This is a genomic window from Lentzea pudingi (genome assembly GCF_014646255.1).
Taxonomy (GTDB): Bacteria; Actinomycetota; Actinomycetes; order Mycobacteriales; family Pseudonocardiaceae; genus Lentzea; species Lentzea pudingi.
On record NZ_BMNC01000003.1, the window covers coordinates 60,259 to 73,476 of the forward strand.

Annotated in this window: 11 protein-coding genes; 2 read left to right on the forward strand and 9 right to left on the reverse strand. The window is 71.5% G+C overall.

Going from position 1 to position 13,218, the window contains the following annotated elements; genetic code table 11:
* Positions 1 to 198: 198 nt before the first annotated feature.
* Together IEY88_RS11220 and IEY88_RS11225 are read right to left on the reverse strand one after the other, a co-directional pair.
* A complete protein-coding gene (locus tag IEY88_RS11220; RefSeq protein WP_189154629.1) occupies positions 199 to 684 on the reverse strand; it encodes a universal stress protein in 486 nt (161 codons plus the stop codon).
* Positions 685 to 700: 16 nt separating this feature from the next.
* Entirely contained in the window at positions 701 to 2,224 is a 1,524-nt protein-coding gene (locus IEY88_RS11225) for an MDR family MFS transporter (RefSeq protein ID WP_189155371.1), read from the reverse strand.
* Positions 2,225 to 2,325: 101 nt separating this feature from the next.
* Between IEY88_RS11225 and IEY88_RS11230 the strand changes: the two genes are divergently transcribed.
* Entirely contained in the window at positions 2,326 to 2,907 is a 582-nt protein-coding gene (locus tag IEY88_RS11230; protein WP_189154630.1) for a TetR/AcrR family transcriptional regulator, read from the forward strand.
* Positions 2,908 to 2,911: 4 nt separating this feature from the next.
* Here the strand turns inward: IEY88_RS11230 and IEY88_RS11235 are convergent, their stop codons facing one another.
* Positions 2,912 to 3,502 carry a short chain dehydrogenase gene (locus IEY88_RS11235; RefSeq protein ID WP_189154631.1) on the reverse strand — a complete coding sequence of 197 codons (591 nt, stop codon included), beginning with the start codon at positions 3,500 to 3,502 and terminating at the stop codon, positions 2,912 to 2,914.
* A gap of 69 nt (positions 3,503 to 3,571) precedes the next feature.
* Here IEY88_RS11235 and IEY88_RS11240 point away from each other — a divergent pair, with 69 nt between their 5' ends.
* Entirely contained in the window at positions 3,572 to 4,426 is an 855-nt protein-coding gene (locus tag IEY88_RS11240) for a LysR family transcriptional regulator (RefSeq protein ID WP_189154632.1), read from the forward strand.
* Here the strand turns inward: IEY88_RS11240 and IEY88_RS11245 are convergent.
* The 6 genes from IEY88_RS11245 to IEY88_RS11270 are packed head-to-tail and all read right to left on the reverse strand — an operon-like array spanning position 4,332 to position 13,212.
* Entirely contained in the window at positions 4,332 to 5,993 is a 1,662-nt protein-coding gene (locus tag IEY88_RS11245; RefSeq protein WP_189154633.1) for a PucR family transcriptional regulator, read from the reverse strand. The two genes, IEY88_RS11240 and IEY88_RS11245, sit on opposite strands and share 95 nt — an antisense overlap.
* A gap of 20 nt (positions 5,994 to 6,013) precedes the next feature.
* Positions 6,014 to 7,111, reverse strand: a complete 1,098-nt coding sequence (menC, locus tag IEY88_RS11250; RefSeq protein WP_189154634.1) for an o-succinylbenzoate synthase — start codon at positions 7,109 to 7,111, stop codon at positions 6,014 to 6,016.
* The gene (locus tag IEY88_RS11255; RefSeq protein ID WP_189154635.1) at positions 7,108 to 7,905 is read right to left on the reverse strand and encodes a GNAT family N-acetyltransferase; all 798 of its coding nucleotides are present in this window, start codon (positions 7,903 to 7,905) and stop codon (positions 7,108 to 7,110) included. Before IEY88_RS11255 ends, menC begins: the two co-directional genes overlap by 4 nt.
* Positions 7,902 to 8,966, reverse strand: a complete 1,065-nt coding sequence (locus tag IEY88_RS11260) for a M20 family metallopeptidase (protein WP_189154636.1) — start codon at positions 8,964 to 8,966, stop codon at positions 7,902 to 7,904. Before IEY88_RS11260 ends, IEY88_RS11255 begins: the two co-directional genes overlap by 4 nt.
* On the reverse strand, positions 8,966 to 12,184 hold the full coding sequence (locus IEY88_RS11265; RefSeq protein ID WP_229693280.1) for a serine hydrolase: 3,219 nt from the start codon (positions 12,182 to 12,184) through the stop codon (positions 8,966 to 8,968). The genes IEY88_RS11260 and IEY88_RS11265 overlap by 1 nt, the downstream gene beginning before the upstream one ends.
* A complete protein-coding gene (locus tag IEY88_RS11270) occupies positions 12,181 to 13,212 on the reverse strand; it encodes a dipeptidase (protein ID WP_189154637.1) in 1,032 nt (343 codons plus the stop codon). The genes IEY88_RS11265 and IEY88_RS11270 overlap by 4 nt, the downstream gene beginning before the upstream one ends.
* Between the last annotated feature and the right edge of the window lie 6 nt (positions 13,213 to 13,218).

A 13,218-nucleotide genomic window follows, 5' to 3' on the forward strand; every position in this document is an offset into this window, starting at 1 on the left:
CGTCGAGTGGCCGAAGCATGTTCTGCCACTCGATCTCCCTGCGCCCGCTCGTACCGTACATTGCTCCGACCTATGACAGCGAGACATCTTGAGCGCGCAAACCTACACATCTGTCCGCAGGTGTGAAAATGCTGGTGAAACCAGTGATGCCCACACTCGGCGATCGAGTGCGGGCATCCGGTGGTCCGAGGTGTGGGGTCAGGGCACCACGAGCACAGGCCACCGCCCCGTGCGGATCAGCCGCGTCGCCACCGACCCGGCGAACCGGTGCCCCGCCTGCTGCGACGCCCCGACGACCACCATGTCGGCCTGGCACTGGTCCGCCGAGTCGCGCAGCACCGTGAACGGGTCACCGAACGCCTTCAGGAACGTCACCGGCACGTCGAGCTCCTCGGCGGACGACCGCACCTGCTGCGCCAACTCGGCGTACAGGCAGGCCGTCGCCTCGTGCTCGAACACCGACGCGACGGCCGGGCTCAGCGCCGCCAGAGAGGAGTGGCACGCCACGAAGGTGACGACCAGCCGGGCTCCCTGGCGGCGGGCCAGGCCGAAGGCGGAGGCCGCCGCGCGCATCGCGGTGTCGGTGCCGTCGATGCCCACCATGATGGTTCTCGACGACGGCAGGGGGGCAGGGCCGTAGGAGTCCACTGTGGATTCGAAGGCGTTGTTGAGGCCGGCGCTCATGGTTCCCCCTCGGAGTTCAGCGAGCGACCGCTGAGTCTGCTTCCTTCTTCTCGAGATCGATCGTCGTGCGCAACGTGATCGGCTTGAGCAGCAGTGCCGCGACGATGCCGACGAGGCCGACGGCGGCGGAGATCAGGAAGATGTGCGCCGTCGCGTCGCCGTAGACGGTGTGCACGATCGTCTGGACCTCGGGCGGGAGCGCGGCGAGGTTCAACGCGCTGGTGCTGCCGGTCGACTGGCCCGCCGGCACGTGCAGCGCGGCGGAGAGGTCGGCGGTGACGCGGTTGGCGAGCACGGCGCCGAGCACCGAGACGCCGATCGTGCCGCCCAGCGAGCGGAAGAACGTCACGGACGCCGACGCGGCGCCGAGTTCGCTCAGCGGCACGCTGTTCTGCACGGCCAGCACCAGGTTCTGCATCGTCATGCCGACGCCGACGCCCACGACGGCCATCGCGATGCCGACGATCCACAGCGCGGTGGCGTGGTCCACGAAGCCCAGGCCCAGGAAGCCGAGCACCAGGATGATCGTGCCCGAGACGATGTACGGCTTGATCTTGCCGGTCTTGCTGATCATGCGGCCGGAGATCGTGGACGACAGCAGCACGCCCGCCATCAGCGGGATGGTCAGCAGGCCCGCCTCGGTCGGGCTGTAGCCGCGGCCGATCTGGAAGTACTGGCCGAGGAACACCGCGCCGCCGAACATGGCCATGCCCACGGACAGCGAGGCGATGATCGCGAGCGCCGGGGTGCGCTGGACGACGATGTGCAGCGGCACGACGGGTTCCTTGACGCGCAGTTCGACCGCGATCGCCGCGCCCAGCAACACGAGGCCGGCGCCGGCCATGGCCGCGCTCTGCCACGAGATCCAGTCGAACGAGTTGCCCACGAACGAGACCCAGATCAGCAGCACGCTCACGCCCGCGGCGATCAGCGTCGCGCCCAGGTAGTCGATCTTCACGTTCTCGCGGCGCACGGTCTCGAGCTTCAACGTCGCCTGCAGCACCACGAACGCCAGCGCGGCGATCGGCACGGCGACCCAGAAGCACCAGCGCCAGCCGAGCCACGACACGTCCACGATGAGGCCGCCGAGCAGCGGGCCGCCGACCGTCGCCACGGCCATGACCGCGCCGAGGTAGCCGTTGTAGCGGCCGCGTTCGCGCGGCGGGATGATCGCGGCGATCACGACCTGGACCAGCGCCTGCAGGCCGCCGACGCCGATGCCCTGGAACGCGCGGGCCGCGATGAGCTGGCCGGTGTCCTGGGCGAACCCGCTGAGCAGCGAGCCGACCACGAAGATCACGATCGCGGCCTGGACCAGCGTCTTCTTGTTGAACAGGTCGGCGAGCCTGCCCCAGATCGGGGTCGTGGCCGTCGCCGTGAGCAGGGTGGCCGTGACCACCCACGTGTACTGGGTCTGCGTGCCGTTCAGCGAGCCGATGATCCGCGGCAGCGCGGTGGACACCACCGTGGAGCTGACCATGGCCACGAACAGCGCGAGCAGCAGTCCGGACAGCGACTCCAGCACCTGCCGGTGCCCCATCGCCCGAGTCTCGATCAACACAACCGCCCCTTCGTCGCCTTAATTCTTGCGCGTTGTGCAAATTTGCGCAATGAGCAACATACTCCGGTTAGGCTGGACGCATGGAGACCCTCCCCACACTGCGCGAGCACAAGAAGGCCGCGACCCGGCGGTCGCTGGCCGGGGCGGCGTTGCGGCTGGCGGTGGAGCGCGGCCTGGACGGGGTGACGGTCGAGGACATCGCGGACGCGGCCGGGGTGTCCCGCCGGACGTTCTCCAACTACTTCACCAGCAAGGAGGACGCGGTCCTCGACGCCGACCGCGAGCGCCTCAGGGCACTGGTCTCCCTGGTCGAGGCCAGGCCCGAGGCCGAGGACGCCTGGCAGGCCCTGCGCGCGTCCACGGCCGAGCTGTACCGCGTCCGGCCCCTCCCGGACGTCGAGTGGATGGCCCAGCTGCGGCTGCTGCGCCGTCATCCGTCACTGCTCGCACGACAGGCAGGTGACCAGGTCGCGCTCGAACGCGACCTGACCGCCGTGCTGGTCCGGCGCGAACCGGACGAGGAGGCCGCCCGGCTGATGGCCGCGACGTTCCTCACCACGATCCGCATCGGCATCGCGCTGTGGCTGGAGGGGGCGGGCGAGCAGGAGCTGCCCGGCCTCGTGGACCGCCTGCTCGGGCGGGTGCGGGTTCAGGGCACGTAGAGGTTCAGGGCACGTAGACCTGGCCGGTCTGCCGTCCCTCGATCGACCGGACGTAGGCCTGCGCCACGTCGGCCAGCGGCACCGGCCTCATGCCGGGGAAGTAGTCGCCGTAGACGTCGAGCGCCTCGGTGAAGACCGTCGGGCTGACGGCGTTGATCCGCTGCGGGGCGATCTCGATCGCGGCGGCGCGCACGAACGCCTCCACCGCGCCGTTGGCCAGTGCCGCGGCCGCGCCGGTGACGATCGGTTCCCGCGCCAGCACGCCCGTGATCAGCGTGAACGACTCGGTCACGTGCGCGAGCCCCTCACGCACGAGCGCCACCTGGGACAGCACCTTCCCGGTCACCCCGGCCTGGTAGTCCGCGATGGTCAGCTCACCGAACGGCTTGAACGGCACGTGACCGGCGGCCGACGCGACGGCGTCCACCCGGCCCGCGGTCCGGTAGAGCTCGGCCACCTGGGCCGGGTCGGTCACGTCGAACTGGAGGTCGCCCCCGGTGCGCGAGACGGTCACGACGTCGTGCTTGCGTTCGGTGAGCACCTCGTGCACCGCGGTACCCAGCAGGCCGGTGGCTCCAACGAGCAGAATCCTCATGCCCTCGACGCTAGGAGCGCTGCGGGAAGGAGTGAAATGCCGTTCGTGCAGCACTTATGATCGGTGGTTATGAATGTCGAGCTGCGCCACCTGCGGGCACTCGCCGCGATCGGCGACCACCGGTCGATCACCGCGGCCGCCCAGTCGCTGCACGTCACGCAGCCCGCGCTCTCGCGCACGCTCGACCAGCTCGAACGACGCCTCGGGGTGCGGCTGGTCGAACGCACGACCCGGCACGTCGCCCTGACCGATCCCGGCCACCGGCTGTGGGAGCACAGCCACCGCATCCTCACCTCGCTGGACACGGCACTGGCCGAGGCCGCCCGCCCGCAGCCCGTCCGGCTCACCTTCGCCTGGGCCGCGCTCGGCCGGTTCACCATCCCGTTCCTGCGCGAGTGGCGGGCGGAGCACCCGGACGTCCTGGTCCGCATCCGCCAGGCCGACGACCCCGAGGCGGCGCTGCGGCGCGGCGAGGCGGACGTGGCGGTCCTGCGCACGCCCCCGGCCGGTGGCGACCTCGGCCACGCCGCGCTCATCGAGGAACCCCGGATCGCCGCCGTCGCGGACGACCACCCGCTCGCGTCCCGCGCCGCCCTCACGCTCGACGACCTCGTGGGCGAGTGCGTCGCCGTGTGCGAGACGGCCGCGACGACGAGCGCCGACCTCTGGCCCGCCGGAGCCCGCCCGCGCACGGTGGACGTGCCCGGCGTGGTCGAGTGGCTGACGTCGATCGCGACCGGCACGACCGTCGGCGTCACGGCGGCCGGCACGAGCCACCACCACCCGCACCCCGGCGTGACCTACCTGCCGATCACCGACGCCGGCCCGATCACCGTGCACCTGGCGTGGCCGGAGGCGACGGCGCACCCGTCGACCGAGGCGTTCGTGGCGCTGGCGCGGCGCCATCTGGGCGCCACAACCTGAGCTGCAACATCGCCGCGAACCGCGCGTCCGGATCGCCGAGGTCGATCTCCCCGACCTCCGAGAGCCGCCGCAGCCGGTACCGGAACGTGTTGGGGTGCACGAACACCGCGGCCGAGGCGGCAGCGACGTCACCGAAGGCGTCGAGCCACGCCCCGAGCGTCTCGACCAGGCACGCGCTGTGCTTGCGGTCGTACGCGATCAGCCGCGCGACCGGCCCGGTCAGCGTGTCCCCGCGCTCGGCGATCAGGTCCGACAGCTCCAGCAGCAACCCCTCACCGTGCACGTCGGACACCCGAGCGACCGGCCGGGACGCGCGTCCGGCCCGCAACACCCGCAGCACCAGGTCGGCACCGGCGCGCGACCGCGACAGCGTCAGGCCGTCGGACACCTCGCCGACGCCCACCAGCACGGGGTTGCCGACGCGGTTGCGGAAGTCCGTGGCGATCCGCAACGCCCGGTCGTCCGACTCCGCGGGCAGGATCGCGTAGGCGACGTCGCCGATCAACGCGGCGGCGGCACGGGGGTGCACGGCCGTGAGGTGCATGGCGAGCGCGTCGGCGATCTGCTGGCGTTCGGCCAGCAGCCGGGCGTGCGCTGCAGGGTCGTCGCCGTGCGAGTGGGCGAGCGCCAGCGCCAGCACCACGCACGCCTGGTCGGCCAGACCCAGCCGCCGCACCGCCTCCGCCGCGCCCGCGCCTCCCTCGATCGCGGTCGAGACGAGGTCCGCGCGCAGCCGCCGTTCGACGTCGGCGCCCGCCCGCTGCCGCATCATGTGCAACGCCACGAGCTTGGCCGCGTCCCCGAACGCGGTGGAGCTGTCGGGGGACAGCGGCGCGCGGACGGCGGCCCAGATCGAGCCGAGGAACTCGTCGCCCGCCCGCACCGCCACGGCGAGACGCGGCAAGCAAACCGACCCGTCGTCAGCGGGCAGCCCCTCGATGTAGACGGGCTGGTCGCTGCGGTAGAGCCGCTGGAACACCCCGCGCGCCTCCAGCATCTGCGTGTAGCGCGCGGGCACCTTCCTGCCGAGGATCGTCTCGACGCGCGACGGATCGGCCTCGTCCTGCCGCCCCGAGAACGCGAGCACGCGCGAACTGCGGTCCTCGATCGTCACCGGGGCGCTGATCAGCGACGCCACCGCGTTGGCCAGCGCGAACAGGTCCCCGGCCGGCACTCCGCCGAGGGTCTCGGACGGGTCGACCTCACCTTCGGCCAGCAGCGACCGCAGCATCGCGGCGAGCTGCGTCCACGACGCCCCCGGCGCCAGGCCGAGCAGGGCCACACCGGAGCTGTCGACCGCTGCGGAGACCTCCTCGGTGAGGACGATCGGCCCGCGCACGACCAGCGCGGCCGCCCCCTCCTTGCCCAGCAGGTGCAGCAACGGGGCGGGCTCGCGCACGCCGACGCCCAGCACCAGCGCCCCCACGGGCAACGCCTGGTCGTCGTCCGGGTCGTGGATCACCACACCGCCGATGTCGGCGGCACGACCCGGATCACCACGCACGAGGTCGATCAGCGTGGTGCCCAGGTCGTCCAGCACGCGGGTGAGGCCTGTTCGCGGACTCATACCTCCACCTTGCCAACCGTCTACAGGGGAATCCACTCCGTCTTCACCGTCACCGCGTCCAGCGCGTCCGGCAACGGCGTGACACCCAGCCCCGGCCCCGTCGGCACGGTCAGGTGCCCGTCCTCCAGCACGAACGGCTCGGTGACGTCCATCCGGTAGTAGCGGTCGGACGCCGAGGTGTCGCCGGGCAGCGTGCAGCCGGGCAACGCCGCCAGCGCCACGTTCGCTGCCCGCCCGATGCCGGTCTCGAGCATCCCGCCGCACCACACCGCGATCCCGTGCGCCGCGCAGACGTCGTGGATGCGCCGCGCCTCCAGGTAACCACCGACGCGACCGGGTTTGATGTTGACGATCTGGCAGGCGCCGAGCTTGATCGCGTCGGCCGCCGACGACGCCGAGGTGATCGACTCGTCGAGGCAGATCGGTGTCCGCACGACCTTCGCGAGCTCGGCGTGCGCGAGCAGCTCCTCCTCGTCCAGCGGCTGTTCGATCAGCAGCAGGTCGAACGGGTCGAGCTTCGCGAGGTGCCGGGCGTCGCCGAGGGTGTAGGCGGTGTTCGCGTCGACCTGCAGCAGGACATCCGCGAACCGTTCGCGCACCGCTCGCACGGGGGCGAGGTCCCAGCCCGGTTCGATCTTGAGCTTGATCCGCTGGTAGCCCTCGTCGACGTACCCGGTGACGGCGTCCAGCAGCTCCGGGATCGAGTTCATGATCCCGACCGACACCCCGCACGGCACGCGGTCGCGGACGGCGCCCAGCTCACGGCCGAACGACACCCCTCGCGCGCGCAGTTCGGCGTCCAGCACCGCCATCTCCAGCGCCGCCTTGGCCATCCGGTGACCGCGGAACCGCGCCACGCGCGGTGCGACCGAGATGCCGTCGATCGGCCCGGTAAGCGCGGGGACCAGGAACCGCCGCAGCACGTCCGCGCAGCCCTCCAGGTACTCGGAGGAGTACACGGGGTCGGCCATCGCGACGCACTCGCCCCAGCCCTCGCCCTCGTCCGTGACCGCGCGCAGGACCAGCAACTGCCGCACGGTCTGCGTGCCGAACGAGGTGCGGAACGGCGACTTCAGCGGCATCTCGACCCAGCGGAGCTCCACCCCGTCCAGCTTCACGAACCGCTCCTCTCCACGACGTACCAGCCCGACCTGTCAAACCCGGTGATGGCGGCGCCGTCGGCGAGCAATCCGCCGAGCACCTCCCGCACGGCGTAGCGCCACTCCTGCGCGGCGGCCGGGTTCGTGGCCCGCAGCGTCTCGATGTCGGCGGGCACGGCGACCAGAACCGTGCTGCCTGAACACACTCCGGGCACGGGCAGGCCGTCCTCGGAGATGCCGAGGCCGACCACGCCCGTCGCGCTGGCGGTTCGCGGCTGCCCGGAGCACGCGGACGCGACCTCGGGGGAGGCGATCCGCCAGCTGATGAGCAGCCGGTCGGTCTCGCCGCCGCCGTTGATGTCGTCGTCCATGTGGCCGTAGAAGTCCGGCAGGTACTCGGTCGCGTCCGCCCCGAGCTTGCCCAGGTTGAAGTAGGCGTTGCGGCGCACCAGCGGGTCGAACGTCCAGGTGACCTCGGTCATCCCGCGTTCGAGCGCCCACGTCCGCTGGTCGAGCTTGAGCGCGTACCCGACGTTGCGGCCGCGCATACCGGCCGCCACCCCGGCGATGTGGCTGTGCAACGCGCCCGCGGCGGGCGGCGAGCAGAACCCGATGCAGGCACCCACCAGCGCGTCACCGTCGAACGCACCCGCGACGTAGCTGCCCGCCTTGGTCATCGCCCGCAGCAGCTCGGCGGTGACCGGGGGAGTGCTGTCCGATCGCCAGATCGACTCGTACAGCCGTTGCGTGGCAAGGAGTTCCGCGTAGTCCGTGAGCTGACGGACCACCACGTCGTGTTTCACCAACGTCATGTCAGCTCCCTCACCAGCGCCGCGAGCAGCTCGGTGCGCGGGACCAGTTCCGACACCAGCACGTGCTCGTGCTCAGCATGCGCCCCGCCCCCGACGGCACCAAGCCCGTCGAGCGTCGGCACGCCCACCCCGGCCGTGAAGTTGCCGTCGGACGCGCCGCCGACCGCGGCCTGGGTGATCCCCGGCAGCAGCCCGGACGCCAGTTCGAACAACGCTCCGGAGGCGGTGAGCTCCAGGGGCGGGCGGTTCGGGCCGCCGGCCACCTCGACCTTCGCACCGTCGAGCACGGGCTTCAGCGCGTTCATGTCCTCGTCGACCCGGGCCTGCTCCTCGAGGGTCCGCACGCGCACGTCCACCATGAACTTCCCTTGCGCGGGAACGGTGTTCGTGGTCGTACCGGACGACAGCACGGTCGGCACCACGGTGGTGCCGAGTTCGGCGTCGGCCAGCTGGGAGACAGCCAGGACCTGGTGCGCCGCCTCGATCGTGGCGTTCACCCCGCGCTCGGGCTCCAGCCCGGCGTGCGAGGCACGGCCGTGCAGCGTCACCTCGTACATCGACGTGCCCTTGCGCTCGGTCTTCAGCGCGCCACCGTCCGCCGAGGCCTCGCAGACCAGCACGGCCGCGTGCTCGACGGCCTCGGCCTCGATCAGCCCGCGCGACGACGGCGAGCCGATCTCCTCGTCACCGGTGATCAGCACCGTGACGCCGTCGGGAGAACCCAGCGCTGCGACGGCGTGGAAGATCATCACGACGCCGGTCTTCATGTCGAAGCAGCCGGGCCCGCGCAGCACGCCGTCCCGCACGCTGAACGGGATCCGCTGAAGCGTGCCGATCGGCCACACCGTGTCGTGGTGGCCGAGCAGCAACACCTTGCGCGGTCCCGATCCCAGCCGCCAGCGCAGGTGCGTGCGGCCGTCGAGCACGATCCGTTCCGGTTCGGCACCGAGCAGCGCGGCACCCACCTCGGCGGTGACCTCCGCGCTGCGGGCGACCGCCGCCAGGTCGGTGGACGGGGACTCGCAGGACACGAGCCGTTCGATGTCGTTGAGCAGGTTCATCAGGACACCTTCGGCGTGGCGCGGACACCCATGTGCACGTACTGCTCGCCGGTCGGCAGCGCGTAGAACACGAGCGACGACCAGCTCTTCGAGTCCGGCCACAGGTAGAGGAAACGCCCGTCGCCCGCCGGGACGAGATCGACCACGGGAGGCTTGGGGAACGAGGAGGCCAGCGGACCGGTGGCCGTCACGTCGAGCCGCAGCCCGTTCTCACCCTCGAGGACGTCGAGGATCATCGAGGCCCGCTCGTACCGGCCGGCGTACGAGGAGGTGTCCACAGCGGGCGGTTGCGGGGCGGGCTTGCGCGGCATGGGCATGTCGACGCCGGCCAGTTCCGCGAAGATTTCCTTGTACAGCTCCAGGTACACCTCACGGGCCGTGTCGCCGTTGGTCAGCAACGTGACCGCGAGGTCGTGCCCCGGCAGGATGCGCAGGAACGCGGACTGCCCGATGGTGTTGCCGTCGTGGCCGATCAGCCGTTGCCCGTCCCAGCCGAACCGGATCCAGCCGACGCCCCAGGAGTCGCCCAGCGCCTCCGGATCCGGCACGTCGGTCTGCTTCTCGGTCATCGCGGCGGCAGAGGCCTCCGACAGCACCCGCGTGCCGTCCTCGGCCAGCCCGCCGCTGAGGTGCATCCGCGCGAACTTCAGCACGTCCGCGGTGCTGGCGAAGATCGTCCCGGCCGGGCCGAGCGAGCGCGGCAACATCCACACCGGCACGGTTTCGAGCTTCTCGTCCCTGGTGACGTGGCCGACGGCGGCGCGGTGCAGCAGCGCCTCCTCCGGCAACGTGCCCGCGCGGGTGAGGCCCAGCGGTTCGTAGAGCCGCTCCCGCATCGCCACGTCCCACGTCTTGCCGGTGAGCTTCTCGATCACCCGGCCGGCGAGGACGAAACCGGCGTTGCTGTAGGAGAAGGTCGCGCCGAGCGGGTGGTTCTGCGCCGCGCCGGCGAGCAGTTCCGTGTAGCGCTCCAGGCAGTCGTCACCGCGGCCGGTGTCGGTGAAGTTGTCGCCGTCGATGCCGCTGGTGTGGGTGAGGAGGTGCCGCATGGTCACCTTCTGCTCGACCACCGGGTCGGAGAGCTTCAGCTCCGGCAGCACGTCGGCGATCGGCGCGTCGAGGTCGATGAGCCCCTCGTCGACCAGTTGCATGACGACCGTCGTCGTCCACACCTTGCCCATCGAGCCGATCTGGAAGATCGTGTCGTCGGTGACCTCCACCCCGGTCGACAGGTTCAGCACGCCGTGGTGCGCGAGGGCTGTCTCGCCCTGGTAGAGGATGCCGAGCGCCGCGCCGGGCAGATCGTGCTTCTTCGCGAGCGCGGAAAGCTTGCGCTGCCAGTGCTTCTGGTCCAGGGGCCTGCGGTTCTCCGCGTGCTCGCGCACCCAGTCGACGACCCGGCGGTTGAAGTCCTCGCGGTGCGAGGGCTTGCCGTCGAGGATGAAGAGGTGCGACTCGCCGGGGTAGAGCACCAGCTTCGCCGGCACGCCGTTCTGGCGCAGCGCGGTGAACCACTGCTCCGCCTGGCCCACGGGGCACCGGTCGTCCGAGGCGCCCTGGTAGACCAGCGTCGGCGTGCGGACGTCACCGACGCGCGTCAGCGGGGACAGCTCCGCGAGGTGGTCGCCGGCGCCGCCCAGCTCCAGCGCGGTCAGGTAGTGGCCGCCGTCGGACGTGCCCGCCATGCTCGTCAGGTCGCTGACCACACCACCCGCGACGGCGGCGGCGAACCTGGGGTCGCGGCTCGTCAGGTAGCAGGTCATGTAGCCGCCGTAGCTGTAGCCGGTCACGGCGAGCTTGGCCGGGTCGGCGAGGCCTTCGGCCACCAGCTGGTCGATCGGCTCCAGGAAGTCCTTCGCGTCGGCCTTGCCCCACGCGCCGAGCGCGGCCCGGTAGAAGTCCTGGCCGTAGCCGTCGCTGCCGCGCGGGTTGAGCAGCAGCACCGCCCAGCCCTGCTGAGCCAGCACCTGGTGGTAGAGGTGGACCGGGTCGGCCGTGCCGTTCCACGCGTTGTGCGGGCCGCCGTGGACGTCCAGCAGCAGCGGCGACGGGCCGGTGCGTTCCGGGTTGCGGACCAGCCAGCCGTGCACGACGGTGCCGTCCGAGATCGTGAACTCGCGCTCCTCGCGGACGAACGGCTCGATCTCGGTGTGTCCGGTGTGGACGGTGATCGAGCCGTCGGTCAGGTCGACGGTGGCGATCTCGCCGTACGAGGTGGGGGAGCAGAGGACGACGGCTGCGGTGTCACCGGCGACCGAAAGCCCTGCCACCAGACGGGACTCCCCGCCGAGGACCAGGCGCGGCTCGCTCCCTTCCAGGTCGACGGAGTAGAGCTGGGTGCAGCCGCGGTCGCGGGCGCAGAACAGCACCTCACCGCCGCGCTGGACCGGCAGCCCGCCGGGGTATCCGGCCATGCCGGGCATGACGTTGCGGTCGAGCGGCGCGGACAGGCTGCGCACCTCGCCGTCGAGCGTCAGGAGCAGCAGGTCGAGGTGCCCGGCGTCGGCGGACGTGCGCCCGATGACGAGCAACCCGGCCTCGGTCCACGTGACCGTCGCGGCCTGGCCCTCGGCGAGGCCGACGACCTGTGGTTCCTCCGACCCGTCGGCTTCGACGACGTGCACCGGCGCGCGGAACGTCAGGTCGGCGTCCTCGTCGCGCGCCGCGGTGAAGGCGATCTTCGTGCCGTCCGGTGACCACGACGGGCTGTTCGCGTGCCAGTCGCCGCTGGTCAGCTGCCGGACCTCGCGGGTCTCCAGGTCGAGGACGTGCACGTGGGAGCGGAGGCTGCGCAGGTAGCCCGCGCCGTCGGCCTTGTGGTCGAGACGGCTCGTGACGATCGGCGCGGAGGCGTCGGCGATGTCGACGGGCGCCGTGAACGCGAGCTTCGTGCCGTCCTCGCTCCACACCGGCGCCCCGGCACCGAGCGGGAGGTCCGTGAGCCGCTCCGGTTCGCCGTCCAGCAGCCACAGCTGGGCCGGGCCGTCCTGGGCGCGCAGGAACGCGAGCTTCCCGTCCGGTGCGAAGGCGGGTGAGGTGTCGGACTTCCCCCTGGTGAGCTGCTTCGCGGTGCCATTCACTACCCGCCACAGCGCGCGCTCGTCGCGGTCGTTCTCGCGATCGGTGGTGCGCAGGACGTAGACGATCCCGGATCCGTCGGGTGAGATGGCGGGCTGTTCCGGCAGCGCGTGGCCGTACAGGTCCTCGATGGTGGTCACGTTGCGGATCCCCTCAGCTCGGAACGAAACAGGTCCAGCACGTTCTGGCCCAGGACGCGGACGACGTCGCCCTCGGGCCAACCCCTCTTCTGCAGTGCCTCGGTCACCAGCGGCAGGCCCGAGGGCCCTTCCAACCCTGGCAGGAACCGGTCGGTCGGGACGCCCTCGATCACCTGCGCCTCGCAGCACGGCGGGGTGACGTCCTCCAGGACCTCCTTGACGAAGTCCGGGCCGAGACCGACGTGGCGCACGCCCATGACGCCCGCGACGTGCTCGATGTGGTCGACCAGGCGGTCGATCGTGAAGTCGGACTCGTGCAGGAACGGCGCGAAGAAGTTCACGCACACCACGCCGCCGTTGTCCGCGATGCCCTTCAGCTGGGCGTCGGTCAGGTTGCGGTGGTGGTCGCGCAACGCCCGTGCCGACGAGTGCGTCGCCATCACCGGACGGGTCGAGAGCTCCAGCACGTGCTCGACGCCCGCCGCGCCCAGGTGGCTGACGTCGAAGATCATGCCGAGACGTTCCATCTCGGCGTGCGCGGCGACGCCCGCCCTGGTCAGCCTGCTGCCGGTGCCGTCCTCGCCGCTGCCGTCGGCCAGCGCGGTGCGGCCGAAGTGGGCGAGCGACGCGATCCGGACGCCCAGCCGGTACAGGGTCTCCAGCAGTTCGACGTCCTCGCCGACGCCCGGTGCGCTCTCCAGCGCGAGCACGAACGCGATCTGGTCGTTCGCCAGGGCGGCGTCGATGTCGGCGGCGTCGTGGCAGAGCCGGGTCTCGGGGCTCGCCGCGGCGATGCGGTGGGCGGCCTCGATCATCCGCAGGGTCTGCCTGAGCGCGCCTTCCGGCCGGAACACGTCGTCGACGAACACCGGCAGCACCTGCAGGTTCACCCCGCCGGCGTGCAACTGCGGCAGCCACCGCTCGCGGAAGTGCGGCACCCACCGCTCGACGGGCCGGTGCGCGATCGCGTCCAGCAGGTCGTTGTGCGTGTCCGCGACGACGCTGCGCCCGTGCAGATCGTCGATCATGAAGCC